The sequence below is a fragment of the Glycomyces salinus genome, from assembly GCF_016428645.1.
Taxonomy (GTDB): domain Bacteria; phylum Actinomycetota; class Actinomycetes; order Mycobacteriales; family Micromonosporaceae; genus Glycomyces; species Glycomyces salinus.
This window is the reverse complement of record NZ_JAELXW010000018.1, coordinates 1-20,848: the sequence shown is the minus strand read 5'-3', so window position 1 is coordinate 20,848 and position 20,848 is coordinate 1. Positions and strand designations below refer to the sequence as shown.

Sequence of the window (20,848 nt, the reverse complement as noted above, 5' to 3'; positions counted from 1 at the left end):
CGTGTCGGAAGTGACGGGCAGGCGGGCCGTGAAACCGAGGAAACCGGGACTGCTGCAGCGGGTGTGGGGATTCGATTCCCGGCACCCGCTGTGGTGGGACATCGGGCCGGTGGCGGTCGTCGGGCTGGCGATCCTGATCGGCGCGGCCGTGATCGACATCGGCGCCGGCGAGCGGGTCCTCGCGATCGCGCTGATCCTCATGCTGATGGTGCCGGTCGTGTGGCGGCGGCGGTACCCCTTCGCGGTGTTCCTCAGCCAGAACGTGCCGATCACGCTGTACTACCTGTCCATCTGGCGGCCGGAGGGCCCGCAGGCACCCGCGCCGGTCGACGCGGCGATCGCGCTCGCGTTCGTTCCCGTCCTGTTCAACCTGGTGCTGCGCCGGTCCACCCGCCTGATGTGGGTCGCGGCGGGGATCGTGGCGGTCCAGACCTCGATGGAGATCTGGATGACCGGCATCGACGCCGACGCCTCGGAGGTGGCCACGGCGCTACTCGGCGGTGCGACCATATTCTGGCTGGTGGCCCTGATCGCGCTCGTCATCAAGACCCGCCGGTCCTTCCACCAGTCGGTCAGCGACCAGGTCGCGCGGGACGCGGTCTCGGCCGAGCGGACCCGGATCGCCCGGGAGATGCACGACATCATCGGCCACAACCTGGCGGTCATCAACGCGCTGGCAGACGGGGGCGCGTACGCGGCCACGGCCGCACCGGAGCGGGCCAAGGAGGCGCTGGAGGCGATCGGGGCGACCAGCCGCCAGGCGCTCGGGGAGCTGCGGAGGGTCCTGTCGGTGCTCAACGCCGACGACGCCGACCAGGTGGGCGAGCTGGCCCCGCAGCCGGGCCTGTCCGAACTGGAGACGCTGATCGAGCGGGTCCGGGAGGCGGGACTGCCGGTGTCGGTGCGGGTCTCGGGCGAGCGGTGGGACCTGACCGAGAACCAGCAGCTGGCGGTGTACCGGACGGTGCAGGAGGCGCTGACGAACGTCCTCAAGCACGCGTCCGAGCCGCGCCGAGCACAGGTGACGCTGGACTACCGGGACGACGGGCTGGCCGCGTCGGTGGGCAACTCCGGACCGGCGGTCGCCGACGCCGGGCCCATGCGGGGCCTGGCGGGACTGCGCGAACGCGCCTCGGCCTTCGGCGGCACAATAGAGGCCGGGCCGCAGCCGGCCGGGGGCTGGCGAGTGGCCCTGTGGCTGCCCCGGAACGGGCAGGACCAGGATTCGCAGACCACGCCGACCGAGGAGTCACGGCCTTGACCACACTGCTGATCGTCGATGACCATCCCTTGCAGCGCATGGGTTTCCGGATGCTGGTCGAGAGCCAGGAGGACCTGTCGGTGCTCGGTGAGGCCGAGACGGGGACCGAGGCGGTGCGCATGGCCGCCGAGCTGGCCCCGGACGTGGTGCTGATGGACGTGCGCATGCCGGGCATGGACGGGATCGAGGCGACGCGGCGGATCATCGCCGCGGGCGGCCGCAGCCGGGTCCTGGTGCTGACCACGTTCGACCTGGACGAGTACGCCTACGCGGCGCTGCGGGCGGGGGCGAGCGGGTTCCTGGTCAAGGACGCCCAGCCCGAGGAGCTGCTGACGGGCATCCGGGTGGTGGCCGCCGGGGACGCGGTGGTGGCCCCGAAGCTGACGCGGCGGCTGCTGGACCGCTTCGCCGACCAGTTCCCGGTCGACGGCGAGCCGGAGGACGCCAAGTCCGCCGAGCGGCTGGCGGTGCTGACCGAGCGGGAGCGCGAGGTGCTGACCGCGATCGGCCGGGGCTGGAACAACGCCGAGATCGCCGGGCGCTTCCACCTGGCCGAGTCGACGGTGAAGACGCACGTGGGCCGGATCCTGGCCAAGATCGGGGCCCGGGACCGGGTGCAGGCGGTGATCTTCGCCTACAACACGGGGCTGGTCAGTCCGGACGGCGAGTGAGGACCAGAAGGTCGCAGTCGGCCTCGACCGGGCGGGGCTCGGTCTCGGCGGCGGCGTCGGCTTCGAGCGCGGCCATGCCGTCCTCGTATTCGGCCTCGGTCAGGTGCTCGTAGACCGACAGGGCCCGCAGGCGCTGGCGTGCGGCGTACTCGGCCAGGCTCTCTGCCGAGCGGTGGCGGACCTCGGTCAGGGCGGTGTGCTCGAATCCGGCGGCGTCGAACAGCTCGACGGTCTCGGCGAGGGTCGGGAACAGTTCGACGTCGATCTGGCGGGTGCGCGGGAAGTAGCGGTAGAGCAGCAGGTCCTTGAGCCGGTCGGCGAAGGTCGTGGCCATCAGCAGGCGCGCGCCGGGGGCGAGGGCGCGGGCCAGTTCGGCCGCGGCGGCGGCCCGGTCGGGCACGTGGTGCCAGACCAGGAACATCAGGGACAGGTCGGCGGCGCCGTCGGGAAGGGGCACGTCGGCGGCCGACCCCTCCGCGTAGGTGACCGCCGGGTGGGCCGACTCGGTCCGGGCGATCTCGCGCATTCGCAACGAGGGTTCGACGCCGACCACGTCGGCGTCGAAGCCGTCGGCCAGGACCGGCGAGAATCGGCCGGTGCCGGAGCCGACGTCGAGGATCATCTCGATGCGGTCGTCTCCGGCGTGGATCCGGAAGGCGCGCAGCCAGGCGGCCCGGCTGACCGGCAGCAGGGCGCGGCCGCGGGCGTAGCCGGGGTGGAGGGTGCGGTCGTAATCGACGCGTTTGAGCATGTGGGCGTTCTCCGTGGTCGGGCTCGGCTCCTGGTCCGGTGGGCACCCAGAATCGGAGCTTCTTGCCGCGCTGGTCCTCGAAGACGCCGCCGTTGCGTTCGATGACCTTGCGCGAGGCGATGTTGTCGTAGTCACAGGTGATGAGGGCCTTCTCGACGCCGAGGGCGGCCACCCGGGGCAGGGTCGCGGCGAGCATGGCTGTGGCGTGGCCCTTGCAGCGGGCGCTTGGCCGCACATCGTATCCGATGTGCCCGCCGATCTCGAAGAGGCGGTCGTTGAGCCGGTGCCGGACGGAGATGCGGCCCAGGTAGGTCTCGACCTCGACCCACCAGTAGACGGTCATGGGCACGAAGTACTCGGGCGGGTGGGTCTCGAAGCGCCGCTCGTAGGCGAGGAAGTCGGCCACCCATGCGGCGCCGTCGGCGCCTCGGGCGAAGTTGCGGATCAGGTCGCCGGTGAGGCTGTGGTCGCCCGGTCCGCCGCGGCCTTCGGCGATGAACTCCTCGATCGCCTCGGCGAAGGAGTCGGCGAGGCGGACGGTCGGGGCGATCAGTTCTGCCATGCCCCGACGCTAAGCGAGGTCGGGCCGGCGCACAACCGTATTCGGAGTTCACGTGGGATTGGTACCGTTGCGGGTCGATCACGATGGGAGAGGCGCATGGACACTCCGACCGAGCTGCGCGCGCGGGTGCTGCTGTTCGACATGGACGGGACGCTGGTGGACTCGGCGGAGGTCGTCGAGGACTGCTGGAGGCGGTTCGCGGCCCGGCACGGCCTGGACGCCGAGGCGATCCTGGCCGTCTCGAGCGGGCGGCCGACGGTCGAGGTGATCGAGCAGTTCGCGACCCCGGGCATGGATCCGGCCGCCGAGACGGCGCGGATCGAGGATGAGGAGATGGACCGGACCGAGGGCATCAGGGAGGTTCCCGGTGCGGGGCGACTGCTGGCGTCGCTGGAGCCGGGCCGGTGGGCCGTGGTCACCTCGGCGCCGCGGGAGCTGGCGCGGCGGCGGCTGGTCGCGGCCGGTCTGCCGGTGCCGGCGGTGCTGGTCGGGGCCGACGACGTGAGCGCGGGGAAGCCGGACCCGCAGGGGTACCGGATGGCCGCGAAGGCGCTCGGGGCCGGCGCGGGCGAGGCGGTCGTGTTCGAGGACGCCGAGGCGGGCCTGCTGGCCGGGCGGGCCGCCGGTGCGGCGACGGTCGTGGTCGGCGCCTACGAGGGCGGGGCCGCCGCGGGGCTGCCGCGCGTGGCCGATCTTTCGGGGGCGGCCGTGGTCGCGGACGGCGCGGAGCTGCGGGTGGTGCTCTAGGCGACCGGCTGGGCGGCGTCCATGCTGGCGACTCGGGCCGCGCGGAGGCGTCCGGCCAGGTCGCGGGTGGGGCCGCCGCGCAGGAGCAGGACCAGCCACGGGTCGTCGTCCATCCTGGCGGCGCTGACGAGCGCGACGGCCATGATGTGGGCGCAGACGTCGCGGGAGTCGGCGCAGTCGCAGGAGGTCTCGATCCGGTTGTAGGGCTCGGCGACGTACTTCTTCGGCAGCAGGCGCATCCCGGCCTCGGCCAGGACGTCGTCGATGCGTTTGGGCAGGCGTCCGGCCAGGAGCCCGGCCACGCACGCGGGCGAGAGCGACAGGGCGGTCATGCCGCGGTTCCAGGTGGGGCCGTCGTAGACGGGGATGTGGATGGCCGACTCGAAGGTGCCGGTCGCGTCGGCGACGCGTCCGGACACCGTGCCGGGGTCGATGGCCAGCTCGGAGACGGCGCCCTGTCCGGCCAGGGACCGGCCCTTGACGATGCGCTGGTCGGGGTAGTTCAGGCCGATGGTCTCCAAGGCGCGCCACCATTTGCGTCCCCACCAGGTCCGGCCGTACGGGTCGCTCATCAGTAGCCTCCGCCTTCGTCGAGTTCGATGAGTTTGCGCAGTTGCGAGTCGTCGAGTTCGCCGAGCCAGTCCTCGCCGGTGCCGACCACGGCCTCGGCGATGGCCCGTTTGCGTGCCAGCAGCTCGTCGACGCGTTCTTCGAGGGTTCCGGCGGTCACGAGCTTGTGGACGTGGACGGTCTGGGTCTGGCCGATGCGGTGGGCCCGGTCGGTGGCCTGGTCCTCGACGGCGGGGTTCCACCACCGGTCGTAGTGGACGACGTGGGAGGCGCCGGTGAGGTTGAGGCCGGTGCCGCCGGCTCGCAGGGACACCAGGAGGATCGCCGGGCCCTCGCCGACCTGGAACTCGTCGACCAGCCGGTCGCGGGCGGCCTGGTCGAGGCCGCCGTGCAGGAACGGCGCGTCCACGCCCAGTTCGGCGGGCAGGTGCTCGGAGAGGATCTCCCCCATCTGCCGGTACTGGGTGAACACCAGGGCCTTGGCGCCCTCGTCGGCGACCTCGGCGAGCATCTCGGTGACGCGGTCGAGCTTTCCGGAGCGCTCGGCCAGGTCGCCCTCGCGGACGCCGATGGCTTGGGCGGGGTGGTTGCAGACCTGCTTGAGCTTGGTGAGCAGCTTGAGGACGCGGCCGCGGCGGGTGATGCCGTCGCCCAGGCCCTCGTCGAAGGCCTCGCGGATGGTCTCCTTGTAGAGCCCGGCCTGCTCGTCGGTCATGGTGCAGGCGACGGTGGATTCGATCTTGGGGGGCAGGTCGGCGGCGACCTCTTCTTTCATGCGGCGCAGCACGACCGGGTCGATGCGGGCGCGGAGGAGCGCGGCGGCGGCGGGGTCGCGTCCGATCTCGATGGGGTCGGCGAAGCGGCGCTTGAAGTCGGTCTGCCCGCCCAGCAGGCCGGGGTTGACGAACTCCGAGATCGACCACAGTTCGGCCAGGTGATTCTCCACGGGTGTGCCGGTGAGGGCGACCCGGACCCGCCCGGTGAGGTCGCGGACGGCTCCGGCGGTGCGGGAGCGGTGGTTCTTGATGGCCTGGGCCTCGTCGATGACGATGGTGTCGAAGGCGATCGAGCGGATGAGTTTGACGTCGCGCAGTGCGATCGAGTAGGAGGTGACGACGACGTCGGCCTCCAGGAGCGGTTCGGCGTGCTTGGTGCGGCCGGGCCCGTGGTGGAGGTGGACGGTCAGCTGGGGGGCGAAGCGGGCGATCTCCCGCTGCCAGTTGCCGACCAGCGAGGTCGGGCAGACGACGAGGTGGGGGGCGCCGCCGGCGCGGCGCACGAGCAGGCCGATCGACTGGAGGGTCTTGCCCAGGCCCATGTCGTCGGCGAGGATGACTCCGGCCCCGCCTTCGGCGGCGGCCTCGAGCCAGGCGATGCCGTGGGCCTGGTAGCGGCGCAGGTCGGCGTTGACGCGGACGTCTCCGGGGTCGGTGTGCTGGGCGGTGACGAGGCGCAGGTTCAGGCCGGAGTCGGAGCGCTGGAGCTCGGTGTAGGACTCCACGAAGGAGGCGACGGCCGCGGCCCGGGTCCACACGTGGTCCTCGGAGTGGGGTGCGGCGTGGCCCTCGGGCGGCAGTTCGTTCGCGATCTTGTCGAGGTCGTCGAATTTGTCGTCGGCGACGGCTCCGGCGACGCGGGCCCAGGCGGCGACCGAGGGGGTGATGTCGGGGCGGGAGGCGACGCGGGCCAGGGCGGTCAGGACCGAGCGTGCGGGGATGGCGATGCCGGTGACCTCGGTGAGGTCTCCTTGCAGGTACAGGCGGGTGGTAGCGGTGTCGCCCGGGGGGAGTCCGAGTTCGCCGGCGGCGCGGTGGGGGTGCTCGCCGCCGTAGAAGAGAAGCCGACCGTCGGCCGGTGAGGCGAGGTCGGGAAGGAAGGTGGCGTGCAGTTGGCTGGGTGGCACCAAGGCTCCTACGGGTTCTGGTGACGTCTCTGCCAATTTGCGGCTCGCAAGCTTCGCCGAGGGTGCCTGCGGGACCCTACATTCGCAGAGCAGACGAGCCATTTTGCCACAGGTTGGATCACGATCCCAAACGCGCGCGGTGGTTTTGGGCGTTTTATGGGTGTTCAACGCCGAACGGGACGGCGCATTTCATATAGGAAACGGTCGCCGTCCCGTTCGGTCTTCGGGGAGGCTAGGCGGTGTTTAAGGACCACTGGCGAATCGGTATCCGAGTCGATTTGTTCGCTCGCAAGGCGGAAGGCCTTCCAGATCCCGGGGTTGGATCTGCAAGGCCGACAACGCAGCGAGCGGGCGAATCGGCCGGATAGCGGCCGTCAGGGGTCCTTAAACACCGCCTAGGGGCCCTCGACCTCGTCGAGGAGCCACTGCTGCGAGGCCGAGTCGCTCGGTGCGTCCTGGCTGATGCGCGAGCCGGGCTCGGTGGAGTCCTCCCAGACCGTCATCGACAGCGCCGAGAAGCGGTTGAGGAGGGTGACGGCGCCGCCGGTCTGGCCTACCTGCCACTGCTGGTTGACGCCGTTGAGGTCCTCCCACTGGGCGATGGTCGCTCCGGGCTGGTCGTTCCACTCCCAGATGTCGAGCGCCATGCCCGAGGCGCGGTTCTGGAGGCGGTAGAAGCCGTTGTCGGAGTAGACGAATCGCCACTGCTGGTGGGTCTCGCCGGTGGGGGTCTGCTGGACCAGGGGCGCGCCGCCCTCGGTCGAGGCGCCCTCGATGCCCAGGGCGAGTCCGGAGTGCGCGCTGGTGATCTCGTACCAGGCGTCGGGGTCGACCGCCGGACTCGGCTCGCCGCCCCCGGCCGGGCCGGACAGGACCGGCCAGCCGCGCTTCCATTCCAGGCGTTCGACGCCCATGGCGAAGCCGCCGGCCTGGTCGTAGGAGTGGTAGGCGATCAGGCGGCGGTCGAAGCTCTGCCCGCCGGTGGCGACGTTGGTGCCGTGCTCTCGGAGGACGACGGTGCCGCCGCCGTCACGCAGGTCGACTCCGTCGGCGTCCCGGAACGGCCCGGTCGGGGAGGTCGAGCGGCCCACGGCGATCGCGTAGGTCGAGTCGGCTCCGGCGCAGCAGACGCCGGTCGAGATGAACAGGTAGTAGTGCCTGCCGTGCCTGATCATCGAGGCGCCCTCGGGGCCCTCCTCGGGGTCGGCGGCCAGCTGGATCGGTTCGGCGCCTTCGGCGACCTTGCCCGAGGGCCAGTCGAGTTCGACGATGTGGATGCCCGACCACCAGGAGCCGAAGGTCATGTAGTGCTTGCCGCGGTGGGCGACGGTGATCTCGGCGTCGATGGCGTTGTAGGGGTCGCCCTCGTGGGATTCGAAGACCTTGCCGTGGTCGACCCATTCGTAGTCGGGGTCGGACGGGTCGAGGGTGGTGTTGGTGGCCAGGCCGATCAGGGACCGCTGGGAGCCGAAGGTCGAGGCCGAGTAGTAGACGTAGTAGGTCTTCGAGCGCTTGTCGAAGTGGACGGCCGGCGCCCACAGGTTCGACACGCCGGGGATCTCCTCGGAGACCCAGTCGGGTATGCCGTCGAAGACCGATCCGACTGTGCGCCAGGAGCGGCCCTCGTCGAGCGACTGCCGGATCGGGACGGCGCCGCCGGCGTAGCCCTCCCAGCCGGTGGCCAGGACGTACCAGGGTTCGCCGTCGCACCCGACCACCAGGGCCGGGTCGTGGGAGCCCAGTTCGCCGAGCATGGGCCCGTCGGGGGCCGCGGGTTCGCAGTCGTGCCGCTCCCCGGCGCCAGCTGCCGGGGCGACGCCGAGGAGGGCGGCGACGAGAGCGAGGATCAGGGCCGCGCCGAGCCAGGGGCGGCGAGGGGTCCGCGCGGTGGGGGCGCCGCGCTCGTCAAGGGGCTTCACTGTCACACCTCTTGGTTGATCGATAAAGTACGTGGGACCAGTAGAGATTAGCCACGGACTCCACGATTGTCAATGCGTCACATCCCGGCCCCCGCCGCCCCGGCGCAGCGCATGGACAGATCCACCTCGGTAAGGGAGCGGAAGAGCCGGTAGTTCTCCTCGAACGCCTCCCGGTCGCCGGGCTCGACCGAGTCGACCATCTCCTCGGCGCGCACCCCGAAGTCGGCCGCCATCGCCCCCAGCTCCGGGTCGGCGATCTCGGCGGCCAGGATCTCGATCTCGTCGACGACCCGGCCGAGGTTCTCGTGGTCGGCGGTGCCGAGCAGCTCCAGAGCCTCCCAGGTGCGGCGGCAGTCGTCCACCAGCTGCTGGTTCTCCTGCTCGATCTCCTCGGGCGCCGGACCGGTCGGGTTCGCGCCGCCGAGGCACTCCGCCAGGAGCCACAGCAGGATCAGCACCCCAATGGCCCAGGCGAAGAGCTTCGTCAACTGGGTACCGGTCATCGCTCACACCCTCGGCCCTCGGGTCGCCTCCACCTTAGCGCGTCCGCACCGGTCCACACGGTGGCAAGCGCTTGTCAGCGGACCGGTAGGCTGTGGGCAGCCTACGCTCTAGGAGTTGCCGATGGAAGTCCTCTGCCTCGGAGAGTCGATGGTCGTCCTCGCTCCGGCGCCGCACCACGACCTGCGCCGCGCCCCCGAGCTCAAGATCGGCGTGGCCGGGGCCGAGTCCAATGTCGCCATCAGCCTGGCGCTGCTGGGAGCCCGCTCCGGCTGGCGCGGCAAGGTCGGCGACGACCCCTTCGGCGAGCGCGTCACCGACGCCCTCGCCGCGGCCGGAGTCGACGCCGGCGGCGTCCAGGTCGACCCCGAGCGGCCCACCGGCGTCTACTTCAAGAACCCCGGCCCCGACGGCACCCGCGTCCACTACTACCGGTCCGGCTCGGCGGCCTCCACCATGGCCCCCGGCCACCTCCGCGGCGCCGAGCCTCCCCGCATCCTGCACCTGTCCGGCATCACCCCGGCGCTGTCCGGGTCCTGCCGCGCCCTGGTCGAGGAGCTCCTGGTCGACCGGGCCCTGGCTCCGGCGCAGGTCAGCTTCGACGTCAACTACCGGCCGGCGCTGTGGCCGGTCGAGACCGCCGGCCCGGTCCTGGCCGACCTGGCCGACCGGGCCGACATCGCCTTCGTCGGCCTCGACGAGGCCGAGACCCTGTGGGGCGCCGAGAGCCCCGACGACGTGCGCGAGCGGCTGCCGGGCGCCGGAACCCTCGTGGTCAAGGACGGCGGCGCGGGCGTCACCTGCTTCAGCGGCGACGACCGCCGCTACTCCCCCGCCGAGTCGGTGGAGATCGTCGAGCCGGTCGGCGCCGGCGACGCCTTCGCCGCGGGGTTCCTCTACGGGCGCCTCAAGGGCGCCGGAGACGCGCAGTCCATGCGCCTGGGCCACCGGCTCGCCGCCGGGGCCCTCCAGACCGTCGGCGACCTCGCCGCACCGCCAGATCCGGCCACCGTCACATCGATCCTGGAGTCGCGACAATGAACCAAGGCGAGTACTTCGACCAGCTCTTCGAGGGCCAGCGCGTGATGGCGATCTGGCGGGGCCTGCCGCCGGAGGAGACCGTGGCGCTCTCGACGGCGGTCTGGGACGGCGGGGTCGGCCTCGTGGAGGTCCCGATCGGACAGCCGGGCCAGGAGGAGGCCCTGGCCGCGGCCGTCGCGGCCGGGCGCGAGCGCGGCCTGGCCGTCGGGGCCGGCACGGTCGTCTCGGCCGGGCACGTCGAGCGCGCGGCCGAAGCCGGAGCGGCCTACACCGTCGCCCCCGGCCTGGACGCGTCCGTCGTGGCCGCCTCCCATGAGGCCGGGCTGCCCCACCTGCCCGGCGTGGCGACCGCCAGCGAGGTCCAGCGGGCCCGCGAGCTGGGCTGCACCTGGGTGAAGGTCTTCCCCGCCTCGGTGCTGGGTCCGGCCTGGTTCAAGGCGATGCGGGGGCCGTTCCCGGACGCGCGGTTCGTGGGCACCGGCGGGGTCGGCCCGGACGAGGTCGGCCGGTACCTGGAGGCGGGGGCCTCGGCGATCGGCATGGGTTCGGCGCTGGCCGACCCGGCCAACCTCGCCAAGCTGGTCGGCTGACCGGCCTGTCAGAGCCTGCCGAGGAGGGAGACGACCGGGTGGCCGGTGAGCCGGTCGCGCCCGGAGAGCGCGGCGATCTCCAGCAGCGCCACGCAGGCGGCGACGGTCCCGCCCAGGCCCTCGACGAGGCGCACGCCCGCGGCCATGGACTCGCCGGTGGCGATGACGTCGTCGACCAGCAGGACGCGGTCGCCTGGCGCGACGGCGTCGGCGTGGATCTCGACCCGAACCTCGGCGTATTCCCCGTGGTAGCTCTCGGCGGCCGCGTCCCTGGGGAGCTTGCCGGCCTTGCGGATGGGGACGAGCGGCTTGGCGGTGCGGTCGGCCAGGGGCGCGGCCCACAGGAACCCGCGGGCGTCGAAGGCCGCGATCGAGTCGAAGGGGTGGGCGGCGCAGGCGTCCTCGAGCCGGTCGATGGAGGTGCGGAACGCCTCCGGGTGGGCCAGCAGGGGCGTGATGTCGCGGAAGCCGACTCCCGGCTGCGGGAAGTCGGGGACGACGGGCACGTAATCGGTCAGTTCCACCGGGCCAGCCTATCCGGTGGCCGCGGACCGCGCCCCCGGCCGCGGGGCCGGGGGCGCGGTCGGTCTCAGCCCTTGAGTCCGGACTGGGTGACCCCTTGGACGAGGTACCTCTGGAGGAACAGGAACACGAACACCAGCGGCAGGATGGCCACGGCGGCGGCCATGAACAGCTGCGGCAGGTTGATCGTCTGCGCGGTCAGGAAGGTCGACAGGGCGACCTGCACCGTCCACGAGTCCGAGCTCCGGCCGATCACCAGCGGCCACAGGAATGCGTTCCAGGAGGTCACGAAGGTGATCACGCCGATGGCGGCCAGGAAGCCCTTCGAGTTGGGGATCACGATCCGCCAGAAGGCGCCCCAGTACCCGAGCCCGTCGACGCGCGCGGCCTCCTCCAGCTCCCTGGGGAAGCCGAGGAAGTACTGGCGGCAAAGGAAGCACACGAAGCCGTTGAACAGGGTCGGGATGATCAGGCCCCGCAGGTCCGAGACCCAGCCGAGGCTGGAGACCAGCACGAAGCTGGGCACGAAGGTGATCGCGCTGGGGATCATCAGCGTGGCCAGGATCGCGTAGAACACGTGGTTCGAGAACCGGTTGGGGATGCGGGCGAGCCCGTATCCGGCCGTAGTGCACAGGAACAGGGTGCCGACCGTGGTGAGCACGGCGACTACCGTGGAGTTCCAGAGGCTGCGCGCCATCGGCACCATCGGGTCGTTGAACAGTTCGGCGAAGTTCGACCACTGGATGTCGGTGGGGAACCACATCCACTCGGGTGCGGTGATCTCCTGGGTGGTGGAGAGCGCGTTGCGCACGATCAGGTAGAACGGGATCAGGAAGACCGCCGCGAGCGCCAGCAGCCCCACGAGGTTGACCACACGCGAGGCGCGGGAGCCGACGCCGGGCTTGTATCCGACCGGTTTGCGCCGTTGCGGCTTAGTGTCCAGCATTCCGCTCACCGTCCTTCCGATTTGCCGAAGCCGAGGAACCTGCCCTGGAGCAGGGTCACGATCGCGATCAGCAGCGCGAGAATGAGCGCACCCGCCGAGCCCCTTCCAAGATCCTGGCCCGTACCGAGCGCGGTGTTGTAGAGGTAGATCAGCGGTGTCCGCGCGTAGGGCACGTTGCCGTTGTTGGGCAGCAGGTTGTAGAACTCGTCGAACGCCTGGTATGCCTGGATGACGATGAGCATCAGCACCGCCACCGAGGTGGCGCGCAGCCCCGGCATGGTGATGTGCCAGAAGGTCTGCCGGCCGGGCTTGGCACCGTCGACGTAGGCGGCCTCATAGAGCTGCTCGGGGATCTGCTGGAGCGCGGCGATGAACAGGATCATGTAGAAGCCGCACTGGATCCAGATTCGCAGGGTCACGATGACCAGCCAGAACCACGGCGGGTCGTTCCCGGCGAGCCAGGCGATGTTCTCGACCCCGAACCACTCCAGGACGGTGTTCATCATGCCGTAGCGCACACCGGTGAAGATGGACATCTTCCACACCAGCGACGCCACCACGTAGGAGCAGGCGAAGGGAAGGAAGAACACCGACCGGAAGAAGGCCCGCATGATGCGGACCCGGTTGACCGCCAGGGCCAGCCCGAGCGATGCCGCGAACGTGAGCGGCACCACGAACAGCGCGAACACCGTGAAGGTGATCAGGCTCCGCCGGAAGTTCTCGTCGGTGAGCATCGTGGCGAAGTTGTCGAGCCCCACGAAGTCCTCGGAGGCCGGGGTGACGGTGTTGCGCGCGTCGAACAGCGACAGGTAGGCCGACCAGCCCACCGGGATGTAGGTGAAGATCGCCAGGCCGATCAGGAACGGCCCGACGAAGTACCAGAAAGCGAGGTTGCGGCCGCCGAACAATCGGCGGCGGGGGCGCCGGGGCGCCCCCGCTGCCGATGATGCCGGTTCGGCCGACTTTCGGGTGACGGCCACTCAGTTCCCCTTAACCGAAGATGCCATCGAGTTCGGAGTTGACCGTCTCGACGGTCTTGGAGAGTTCGTCCACCGGGTCGGCGCCTTCGTTGACGACGTTGCTCAGCCAGTCTTGGACGGCGGTGTTCATCGTCGGAGTCCAGTCGGGATCCTCGGCCCAGCCGTATTCCTGGGACATGGCCACGACCTCCGCGGACGGGCCCGAGCTGAGCTCGTCGGCCTGCTCGCGCAGCGACAGCCGCGCCGGGATGTGGAAGCCGTAGCTCAGGCACCAGTCGAGGATGTTCTCGGTGTTGTCGACCCACAGCCACTTGGTGAAGGCCTTAGCCGCCTCCACGTTGGAGCTGTTGGCGTTGACGAAGGCCGACCAGCCGCCGTTGAAGACGGTCGGCGAGCCGTCGACGAAGCCCGGGTTGGGGAAGACGCCGATGTCGTCGCCGAGGTTCTCCAGCAGCACCGGCATGGTCCACAGACCGGTCCAGGACATCGCGGTGAGACCCTGGCTCATCGAGGAAGGATCCCACCAGTCGGTGGGGGCGCCGAGCAGCAGCGCGTCGGACTGGTTGAGCCGCACGACCTGCTCGGCGGCCTCGGCCATGCGCGGGTCGTCGAAGCCGGCCTGCTTGTCGTCGCCTATGAACGACAGCCCGAGGCTGTGGATCATGTGCTGGCCCAAGCGGTCGGTGCCGCCGGCCGCGCCGAAGTCGATGCCCTTGACGTCGCTGGTGGTCAGCTCGATGGCGATGTCGACCAGCTCTTCGAAGGTGGTCGGCGGCGCGGAGATGCCGGCGTCCTCGAACATGCTGGGCCGGTAGACGATGTACTGCGGGTCGTCGATCATCCGGACGCCGTAGATGGTGCCGTCGAGGGTGTTGCGGGCGATGTCGCTCTCGGGAATGTCGTCGATGACGTCGGCCAGGATGTCGTCGAGCGGCTCGACCTGCCCGGCCTCGACCATGGCGCGGTTGAGGTGCCACTCGAAGACGTCGGGGGCGTCGTCGGTGAGCAGGGCGGAGCTGATCGCCGCGTCATAGTCGCCGGGAATCCACTCCACGGAGACGCCTGCGTCCGTGTACTCCTCGGCGTACCGCTGGACGGCCTCTTGGGTGCCCGCCTCGCCGTATTCGTGGTACCACTGCAGCAGCGACGCACCGTCGCCGTCGCCGCCGTCATCGCGTCCGGTGTCGCCGCCGCAGGCGCTCAGCGCGCCCGCTCCCGCGGCCATGCCGCCGAGGGCGAGCATGCGCCGCCGGTTCACCATGAAGTCTGCGAACGCTTTCTTTGAATTGCCTGAAGCAACCATCTTTTTTGCTCCTCGCTACGTTGAGAGGTCAAGTGAAGGGCTCCCGTGCGACCCCGGGTCTTGGTCGACGCCGCGGAGGAGAATCAACACTTCTCGATCCGATTCCCAGTGTTACGGGACACACTGGCTTTGTCAATGGGTTGGATTAAGTTCTCGATAACGATTTGTGTTCGAAGATGTTGGAGAGCGGTGCCTCAGCGGCGCGCGCGTGCCCCGACAGTGTTTATCCGACTCAGATGCCCCTCCAGTGCCAGGGCCGCGGCCCCCAGGCCGACCATGTTGCGACGCTGGTGATTGACCTTCAGTTGCAGCGACCCCAGTGTCGCATCGAGGCAGTAGGCGGGGAGGCGACTTTCGATCTCCGGCAGCAGCCGGTCGCCCAGCGCCCGGGTCACCCAGCCGATGAGGACCACCAGGTCCGGGTTGAGGACGTTGACCAGGTTCGCCAGCCCGGCCGAGAGCTTGACGGCCACCGACTCGATCGTGGCGGCCGCGGCCGGCTCGCCCGCCGCCCAGGCCGCGGCCAGGGCCGCCATCGCCTCGTCCTGCGAGCCGTGTGCGGCCCGCTCGTCGAGCTCGCCCCACTGGCGCAGGATCGCCGGGGCGCCGATATATGCCTCGATGCAGCCGCGCGAGCCGCACCTGCACTGCGGCCCCTCCAGGTCGATGACGGTGTGGCCCCACTCCCCCGCGGCGTTGGACGCGCCCCGGTAGAGCTCGCCGCCGAAGGCCAGGCCCGCCCCGCAGCCGGTACCGAGGTTGACCACGGCCAGCCGGTCGACCCCGCGCCCGTCGCCGAACCACAGCTCCCCGACCGTGACGGTCTTGAGCGGGTTGTCCAGATAGATCGGGGCGTCCAGGTCGAGCCGCTGCTCCAGCAGGTCCCTGAAGGGCACGTCGCGCCAGTTCCAGTTGGGCGCGAACGTCGACACGCCCCCGGCCACGTCCACCTGCCCGGGCAGGCTCACGCCCAGGCCGAGGATCGGCCTGCCGTCCAGGCGCTCCCGCGCGGCCTTGACGCCGTCGACGATGTGGCCCAGGACGGCCCCGGGGCTGTTCTCGCTGGTGTCCAGGCGCTCCTCGACGCGTTCGAGCACGGACAGTCCGAGGTCGTAGACCTCCATCTGGACGTAGGTCTCGGCCACGTCGACGCCGATGAGGACGCCGCCGCCGGTGTTGGGGGCCAGCAGCGCCCGCGGCCGCCCGCCCCCGGAGTCCTCGCGCCCGATCTCGACGACCACGCCGAGCTCGATGAGGTCGGTGACCAGGTTCGAGACGGTCGCCACGCTCAGATCGGTCGCGCGCGCGAGCTGCTGCCGCGAGGTGGGCGAATCCGCAATGAGGTGCCTGAGCACCGAGAAGCAGTTGCGGATGCGGATGTCGCGCGAGGTGGACTTCATGTATCGAAGCCTACGACGGCAGGCGACCTTTGTAAATGGGTTATATGAAGTCACGCCGGTCAAACCGTATAGAACGTTGCCCGTTGGCGGCGGCTATGCTCGCCCGCATGGAGCAACGAGTATTGGGAAGGACCGGCGTGCCGGTCGGCGTCATCGGTTTCGGCGCCTGGCAGATCGGCGCGGCCTGGGGCGAGGTCGGCGAGGACGACGCGAACGCGGCCCTGGAGGCCGCGGTCGAAGCGGGCGTGAACTTCTTCGACACCGCCGACGTCTACGGCGACGGCCGCTCCGAGCGCCTGATCGCCGGGCTGCGCCGCCGCCACCCGGAGATCACCGTGGCCACCAAGATGGGGCGGCGGGTCGAGCAGGTCCCCGAGCACTACAGCGCCGAGAACTTCCAGGTCTGGAACGACGACTCGCGCGCCAACCTCGAGGTCCCGACCCTCGACCTGGTGCAGCTGCACTGCCCGCCCACGCCGGTCTACCACTCCGAGGCGGTCTTCACCGCGCTCGACGAGATGGTCGAGGCCGGCCGCATCCGCGCCTACGGGGTCAGCGTGGAGACCTGCGAGCAGGCCCTGGCCGCGATCGAGAGGCCGGGCGTGGCGACGGTCCAGATCATCCTCAACCCGTTCCGGCAGAAGCCGCTGGAGGCCGTGCTCCCGGCCGCCGAGAAGGCCGGGGTCGGCGTCATCTCCCGGGTTCCGCTGGCCTCGGGCCTGCTGTCGGGCAAGTACACGGCCGGGACCGAGTTCGGCGCCGACGACCACCGGAACTTCAACCGGCACGGCGAGGCCTTCGATGTCGGTGAGACCTTCGCGGGCGTGGACTACGCGACCGGGCTGGCCGCCGTCGAGCGGATGCGCCCGCTGGTGCCCGAGGGCATGACGATGGCGCAGTTCGCGCTGCGCTGGATCCTGGACCAGCCGGGCGTCACCGTGGTCATCCCCGGCGCCCGCAACGCCGAGCAGGCCCGCGCCAACGCCGCGGCCGCCGACTTCGCCCCGCTGCCCGGGTCAGTGCACGGGCAGGTGGCGGCGGTCTACGACGAGCTGATCCGCCCGCAGGTCCACCACCGCTGGTAGCCGGTCACCGGACGGCCGCCCTGGCCTCGCGGGCGTCGGCCGCGGCCAGGGCCGCGGCGGCCATGGCCGCGCAGTCGGCGCCGGTGCGGGCGGCCAGCTCGGCGCGCACCTCGCCGAGCGCCGAGGGCGCCATGGACAGGCTGGTGACCCCGAGCCCGACCAGGACGCAGGCCAGCAGCGGATCGCTGGCGGCCTCGCCGCAGACCCCGACCGGCCTGCCGAGCTCGCGCCCGGCCTCGGCGGCCAGGGCCACCAGTTCCAGCAGCGCGGGCTGCCAGGGGTCGAGCAGCTCGGCCAGCTCGCCGTTCATCCGGTCGGCCGCCATCGTGTACTGGCCCAGGTCGTTGGTGCCGAGGCTGGCGAAGTCGCAGGTGCGCAGGATCTGGTCCGCCCGCAGGGCGGCCGCGGGGACCTCGATCATGGTCCCGGCCGTCGGCAGTCCGCGGGCGCGGCAGCGTTCGGCGAAGTCGGCGGCCTCGGCGGCGGTGGCGACCATCGGGGCCATCACCCACACCTCGGCCTCGCCGTCCGCCGCGGCCGCTCCGATGGCCTCCAGCTGGTCGTCGAGCATCCGCGGGTGGCGGCGGGCCATCCGGATGCCGCGCACCCCGAGCGCGGGGTTGTCCTCGTGGCCGTGGTCGACGAATGCCAGGGGCTTGTCGGCCCCGGCGTCGAGGGTGCGCACGACTACTTTGCGTCCGGCGAAGGCCGCGAAGACCCGCCGGTAGGTCTCGGTCTGCTCGGCGACGGTCGGCTCGGCGGCCCGGTCGAGGTAGAGAAACTCGGTGCGGAAGAGGCCGACGCCTTCGCTGTCGGCCCCGGCCGCGGCCTCCAGGTCGGCGGCCGAGCCGAGGTTGACCAGGAGCTGGACGTGCCGGCCGTCGGCGGTGCGGCCGGGGCCGCCGCCCGCTTCGAGGGCGGCGCGGCGGCGTTCCTCGGCTTCGAGGGCGGCCTGGACCGCGGCCGGGTCGGGGTCGGCGGTCACGGCGCCGGTGCGTCCGTCGACCAGGACCGGGTCGCCGTCGGCGAGGCCGCCGGCCCCGGGGCAGGCGACGACGGCGGGGATGCCGATCGACTTCGCCAGGATCGCGGTGTGGCTGGTGGGGCCGCCCGCTTCGGTGACGACGGCCAGGACCCGGGCCGGGTCGAGTCCGGCGGTGTCGGCCGGGGCCAGGTCGCGGGCGACCAGCACGAACGGGTGGCCCGGGTCGGGCAGGCCCGGCATCGGCAGGCCGAGCAGTTCGGCCAAGGTCCGGTCCCGCAGGTCGTCGAGGTCGGCGGCGCGTTCGGCGAGGTAGCCTCCGGCGGCCTCCAGGGAGGCCCGGAAGGACGCGAAGGCCTCGGCGACGGCGCGGGGCGCCGACCGGCCGTCGGAGAGCGCCTTCGAGATCCGCTCAGCCAGGGCCGGGTCGCGCGGCATCATCGACTGCGCGAACAGGACGTCGGCGGACGGGCCGGAGGCCCGCGAGGCGCGGGCGTCCAGTTCGGTCGCGACGGATTCGAGGGCGGCCTTGATCCGCTCGAGTGCGGCGGCGGGGTCGGCCTCGGGCCCGGTGTCGGCGGGCGGTTCGGGCGGGGCGGCGAGCCGGGCGACCGGCCCGGAGGCCACCCCCGGGGCGACCCCGATCCCCGACGTCTCAGCGTTCATGTCGGCTTCTCCGATGTGTCGTGGTCGGTTTCGAGGACGGTCTCGAGCGCGTCGAGCGCCGCTTCGGCGCCCTCGCCCTCGGCGTGGAGGACGACCTCTTCGCCGCCCTTGGCGTCGAGTCCGATCACCGAGAGGATGGAGCGGGCGTCGACCGGTTCGACGCCGTCCTTGCCGATGGTGACCGGGACGTCCTGGGCGGCGGCGGCCTGCACGAACAGGGCTGCCGGGCGGGCGTGGAGCCCGACCCTCGAGCCGACGGTGACGCGGCGTTGCGGCATGTCTCTTCCCTTCTCAGATGGTGGCCATGGCGCGGTCTTCGACTTCGGCGGCGCGCTCGCTGCGGGCCACCGACTTCAGGCCGAGCACGACCGCGCAGGTGACGGCGGTGCCGACCAGCAGCGCGATCAGGAAGCCCCAGGCGTTGCCGATCAGGCCGATGACCCAGATGCCGCCGTGCGGCGCCCGCAGGGTCGCGTCGAAGGCCATGGAGACGGCCGCGGCGGCGGCGCCTCCGGCCATGGTGGACGGTATGACGCGCAGCGGGTCGGCGGCGGCGAACGGGATCGCGCCTTCGGTGATGAAGGAGGCGCCCAGCAGCCAGGCGGCCTTGCCGGCCTCGCGTTCGGCGCGTGTGAACCGGCTCCTGCGGATGACGCTGGCCAGGGCCATGCCCAGCGGCGGCACCATCCCGGCGGCCATGACCGCGGCCATGATCGCGAAGTTGTCGCTGGCGATGGCGGCGACGCCGAACAGGTAGGCGACCTTGTTGACCGGTCCGCCCAGGTCGAAGCCCATCATGGCGCCGAGCAGGAGGCCCAGCAGGATCGCGTTGGTGCCCGAGAGCCCCTCGAGCCAGTCGGTCAGGCCCTCCTGGGCCGAGGCGATCGGCTGTCCGACGAGCACCAGCATGACGAAGCCGACGGCGAACACGCTCACCAGCGGTATCACCACGATCCGCATGATGCCCGAGAACGCCTGGCCCGCCTTGATGAGTTTGAGGGCCATGACCACGGCCCCGGCGAGCAGTCCGGCGACGAGGCCGCCGAGGAATCCGGCGCCGATGTTGACGGCGATGAGGCCGCCGACGACGCCGGGCGCGATGCCCATGCGGTCGGCCATCCCGAAGGCGATGAAGCCGGCCAGAATGGGCACCAGCATCGAGAAGGCGAGCCCGCCGAGGTAGAACATGAGCCCGGCGATGCCGACCTGGGCGAGGATGTCGGTCGGGTTGGCGATGGCCTCGTAGGTGACGCCTTCGAATTCGCCGCCGTTGACCTTGGGGGCGATCTCGGCGCCGCCGATGACGAAGGCGAGCGCGATGAGGATGCCTCCGGCGGCGACGAACGGCAGCATGTAGGACACGCCGGTCATCAGCCAGATGCGGAGCCGGGCCCCGGGGCCGACCTTGGGCGCTTCGGCGGCCGGGGCGGCGGGCGCGGGAGCTCCGGCGGTGGCCGGTGCCTTCTCGGCGGCCTCCGCGGCCTCGGCGACCATGGCCGCGGCGTGGTTGATCCCGCGCTTGACGTCGCCGGAGACGGTGGGCTTGCCGGCGAAGCGCTCCTTGTCTCGGACTTCGACGTCGGCGGCGAAGATGACCGCGTCGGCCGCGGCGATGTCGGCCGGGTCGAGCGGTTCGGCTCCGGCCGCTCCTTGGGTCTCGACCTGGATCTCGTGTCCGGCCTCGGTGGCGGCCTGCTCGAGGGCCTCGGCGGCCATGTAGGTGTGGGCGATGCCGGTCGGGCAGGATGTGACGGCTACGAACTTCACTGTTCGAGCACCTCTTTCTTTATCAGGGCGACCACTGCGTCGGCGTCGGGCGCGGCGCGCAGGGCGTCTTTGAACTCCTTGTGGACCAGCCGCCTGGCGAGCGAGGCGAGGATGGTCATGTGCTCCGAGCCGCCGCCTTCGGGGGCGGCGATGAGGAACACCAGGTCGGCCGGACCGTCGGCGGCGCCGAAGTCGACGCCCTCGGTGGACCGTCCGAACGCGAGCGTCGGTGCGGTGACGTGGGCGCTGCGGGCGTGGGGGATGCCGATGCCGCCTTCCAGGCCGGTGGGCATCTGCTCCTCGCGGGCCCGCACGTCGGCCAGGAAGCCGTCGAGGTCGGTGACCCGTCCGGCCTCCACCAGGCGTTCGGCCAGTAGGGCGGTGGCCTCGTAGCGGTCCTCGCCGGTCAGGTCGAGGTCGACGAGGTCGGCGTTGATGAGATCCGTCATTGGCTGTCTCCTCTGTGGTCTGTCAGGTCAGGACCCGGGCGGCGTCCGGGTGCGATGTGGTCTCGACCGCCTGCAGGTCGATGTCGTGCGGGTGGGGCATGCGGCTGCCGGGCAGGGTGACCGCGGCGGTCCCCCAGGCGACGGCCGCGGCCAGGGCCCGCGCTCCGGCGCCTCCGGCGGCGAGGAACCCGGCCAGGGCGGCGTCGCCGGCGCCGACGGTGCTGGCCACGGG

18 protein-coding genes and 3 pseudogenes are annotated in these 20,848 nt (G+C 71.4%); 6 read left to right on the top strand and 15 right to left on the bottom strand.

Annotated features, from left to right (window positions below; all coding sequences use genetic code 11):
* Position 1 precedes the first annotated feature (1 nt).
* Positions 2-1,261 carry a sensor histidine kinase gene (locus JFB92_RS26515; protein WP_199036529.1) on the top strand — a complete coding sequence of 420 codons (1,260 nt, stop codon included), beginning with the start codon at positions 2-4 and terminating at the stop codon, positions 1,259-1,261.
* Positions 1,258-1,932: a response regulator gene (locus JFB92_RS07355; RefSeq protein WP_199036527.1), complete on the top strand. Its 675-nt coding sequence runs from the start codon at positions 1,258-1,260 to the stop codon at positions 1,930-1,932. The genes JFB92_RS26515 and JFB92_RS07355 overlap by 4 nt, the downstream gene beginning before the upstream one ends.
* Here the strand turns inward: JFB92_RS07355 and JFB92_RS07350 are convergent.
* Positions 1,913-2,683 carry a class I SAM-dependent methyltransferase gene (locus JFB92_RS07350; protein ID WP_199036525.1) on the bottom strand — a complete coding sequence of 257 codons (771 nt, stop codon included), beginning with the start codon at positions 2,681-2,683 and terminating at the stop codon, positions 1,913-1,915. The genes JFB92_RS07355 and JFB92_RS07350 overlap by 20 nt on opposite strands.
* Before the next feature lie 37 nt (positions 2,684-2,720).
* Positions 2,721-3,245: pseudogene (locus JFB92_RS26880) on the bottom strand (GNAT family N-acetyltransferase); the annotation flags it as partial.
* A 96-nt stretch (positions 3,246-3,341) separates the two neighbouring features.
* Between JFB92_RS26880 and JFB92_RS07340 the strand changes: the two are divergent.
* Complete coding sequence (locus JFB92_RS07340) at positions 3,342-3,992, top strand: HAD-IA family hydrolase (RefSeq protein ID WP_199036523.1); 651 nt, start codon at positions 3,342-3,344, stop codon at positions 3,990-3,992.
* Here the strand turns inward: JFB92_RS07340 and JFB92_RS07335 are convergent.
* From JFB92_RS07335 to JFB92_RS07320, 4 genes are all read right to left on the bottom strand, one after another.
* Positions 3,989-4,564, bottom strand: coding sequence for an SWIM zinc finger family protein (locus tag JFB92_RS07335; protein ID WP_199036521.1), 576 nt, complete (start codon positions 4,562-4,564; stop codon positions 3,989-3,991). The two genes, JFB92_RS07340 and JFB92_RS07335, sit on opposite strands and share 4 nt — an antisense overlap.
* Entirely contained in the window at positions 4,564-6,465 is a 1,902-nt protein-coding gene (locus tag JFB92_RS07330; RefSeq protein WP_199036519.1) for a DEAD/DEAH box helicase, read from the bottom strand. The genes JFB92_RS07335 and JFB92_RS07330 overlap by 1 nt, the downstream gene beginning before the upstream one ends.
* A 395-nt stretch (positions 6,466-6,860) precedes the next feature.
* On the bottom strand, positions 6,861-8,384 hold the full coding sequence (locus tag JFB92_RS07325; RefSeq protein ID WP_199036517.1) for an RICIN domain-containing protein: 1,524 nt from the start codon (positions 8,382-8,384) through the stop codon (positions 6,861-6,863).
* Between the two features lie 77 nt (positions 8,385-8,461).
* The gene (locus tag JFB92_RS07320) at positions 8,462-8,887 is read right to left on the bottom strand and encodes a hypothetical protein (protein ID WP_199036515.1); all 426 of its coding nucleotides are present in this window, start codon (positions 8,885-8,887) and stop codon (positions 8,462-8,464) included.
* 121 nt (positions 8,888-9,008) lie between these two features.
* Here JFB92_RS07320 and JFB92_RS07315 point away from each other — a divergent pair, with 121 nt between their 5' ends.
* Entirely contained in the window at positions 9,009-9,926 is a 918-nt protein-coding gene (locus JFB92_RS07315) for a sugar kinase (protein ID WP_199036513.1), read from the top strand.
* Positions 9,923-10,516, top strand: coding sequence for a bifunctional 4-hydroxy-2-oxoglutarate aldolase/2-dehydro-3-deoxy-phosphogluconate aldolase (locus JFB92_RS07310; RefSeq protein ID WP_199036511.1), 594 nt, complete (start codon positions 9,923-9,925; stop codon positions 10,514-10,516). Before JFB92_RS07315 ends, JFB92_RS07310 begins: the two co-directional genes overlap by 4 nt.
* A gap of 8 nt (positions 10,517-10,524) precedes the next feature.
* Here JFB92_RS07310 and JFB92_RS07305 read toward each other — a convergent pair whose 3' ends face one another.
* The 5 genes from JFB92_RS07305 to JFB92_RS07285 all read right to left on the bottom strand — a co-directional run bounded on the left by JFB92_RS07305 (position 10,525) and on the right by JFB92_RS07285 (position 15,667).
* Positions 10,525-11,040, bottom strand: a complete 516-nt coding sequence (locus JFB92_RS07305; protein WP_199036509.1) for an adenine phosphoribosyltransferase — start codon at positions 11,038-11,040, stop codon at positions 10,525-10,527.
* Positions 11,041-11,105: 65 nt separating this feature from the next.
* Complete coding sequence (locus JFB92_RS07300; RefSeq protein WP_199036507.1) at positions 11,106-11,984, bottom strand: carbohydrate ABC transporter permease; 879 nt, start codon at positions 11,982-11,984, stop codon at positions 11,106-11,108.
* A 5-nt stretch (positions 11,985-11,989) separates the two neighbouring features.
* Positions 11,990-12,964, bottom strand: a complete 975-nt coding sequence (locus JFB92_RS07295) for a carbohydrate ABC transporter permease (protein WP_307789048.1) — start codon at positions 12,962-12,964, stop codon at positions 11,990-11,992.
* Between the two features lie 10 nt (positions 12,965-12,974).
* On the bottom strand, positions 12,975-14,267 hold the full coding sequence (locus JFB92_RS07290) for an ABC transporter substrate-binding protein (protein WP_199036505.1): 1,293 nt from the start codon (positions 14,265-14,267) through the stop codon (positions 12,975-12,977).
* Positions 14,268-14,461: 194 nt separating this feature from the next.
* The gene (locus JFB92_RS07285; RefSeq protein ID WP_199036497.1) at positions 14,462-15,667 is read right to left on the bottom strand and encodes an ROK family transcriptional regulator; all 1,206 of its coding nucleotides are present in this window, start codon (positions 15,665-15,667) and stop codon (positions 14,462-14,464) included.
* Between the two features lie 107 nt (positions 15,668-15,774).
* Here JFB92_RS07285 and JFB92_RS07280 point away from each other — a divergent pair, with 107 nt between their 5' ends.
* Entirely contained in the window at positions 15,775-16,752 is a 978-nt protein-coding gene (locus tag JFB92_RS07280; RefSeq protein WP_199036495.1) for an aldo/keto reductase, read from the top strand.
* Between the two features lie 4 nt (positions 16,753-16,756).
* Here JFB92_RS07280 and ptsP read toward each other — a convergent pair whose 3' ends face one another.
* From ptsP to JFB92_RS07255, 4 genes and pseudogenes are all read right to left on the bottom strand, one after another.
* The gene (gene ptsP / locus JFB92_RS07275; protein WP_199036492.1) at positions 16,757-18,400 is read right to left on the bottom strand and encodes a phosphoenolpyruvate--protein phosphotransferase; all 1,644 of its coding nucleotides are present in this window, start codon (positions 18,398-18,400) and stop codon (positions 16,757-16,759) included.
* The gene (locus tag JFB92_RS07270) at positions 18,397-18,678 is read right to left on the bottom strand and encodes an HPr family phosphocarrier protein (RefSeq protein ID WP_199036490.1); all 282 of its coding nucleotides are present in this window, start codon (positions 18,676-18,678) and stop codon (positions 18,397-18,399) included. Before JFB92_RS07270 ends, ptsP begins: the two co-directional genes overlap by 4 nt.
* A gap of 13 nt (positions 18,679-18,691) precedes the next feature.
* Positions 18,692-20,616 (bottom strand): annotated as a pseudogene (locus JFB92_RS07265) (PTS fructose transporter subunit IIABC).
* Positions 20,617-20,638: 22 nt separating this feature from the next.
* Positions 20,639-20,848 (bottom strand): annotated as a pseudogene (locus JFB92_RS07255) (1-phosphofructokinase); the annotation flags it as partial.

Bases quoted from the DNA above. Each gene is read 5' to 3' on its own strand.
- JFB92_RS07350 (WP_199036525.1), bottom strand. From the start codon at position 2,683: ATGCTCAAACGCGTCGATTACGACCGCACCCTCCACCCCGGCTACGCC.
- JFB92_RS07340 (WP_199036523.1), top strand. From the start codon at position 3,342: ATGGACACTCCGACCGAGCTGCGCGCGCGGGTGCTGCTGTTCGACATG.
- JFB92_RS07335 (WP_199036521.1), bottom strand. From the start codon at position 4,564: ATGAGCGACCCGTACGGCCGGACCTGGTGGGGACGCAAATGGTGGCGC.
- JFB92_RS07320 (WP_199036515.1), bottom strand. From the start codon at position 8,887: ATGACCGGTACCCAGTTGACGAAGCTCTTCGCCTGGGCCATTGGGGTG.
- JFB92_RS07315 (WP_199036513.1), top strand. From the start codon at position 9,009: ATGGAAGTCCTCTGCCTCGGAGAGTCGATGGTCGTCCTCGCTCCGGCG.
- JFB92_RS07310 (WP_199036511.1), top strand. From the start codon at position 9,923: ATGAACCAAGGCGAGTACTTCGACCAGCTCTTCGAGGGCCAGCGCGTG.
- JFB92_RS07300 (WP_199036507.1), bottom strand. From the start codon at position 11,984: ATGCTGGACACTAAGCCGCAACGGCGCAAACCGGTCGGATACAAGCCC.
- JFB92_RS07290 (WP_199036505.1), bottom strand. From the start codon at position 14,267: ATGGTTGCTTCAGGCAATTCAAAGAAAGCGTTCGCAGACTTCATGGTG.
- JFB92_RS07285 (WP_199036497.1), bottom strand. From the start codon at position 15,667: ATGAAGTCCACCTCGCGCGACATCCGCATCCGCAACTGCTTCTCGGTG.
- JFB92_RS07280 (WP_199036495.1), top strand. From the start codon at position 15,775: ATGGAGCAACGAGTATTGGGAAGGACCGGCGTGCCGGTCGGCGTCATC.
- ptsP (WP_199036492.1), bottom strand. From the start codon at position 18,400: ATGAACGCTGAGACGTCGGGGATCGGGGTCGCCCCGGGGGTGGCCTCC.
- JFB92_RS07270 (WP_199036490.1), bottom strand. From the start codon at position 18,678: ATGCCGCAACGCCGCGTCACCGTCGGCTCGAGGGTCGGGCTCCACGCC.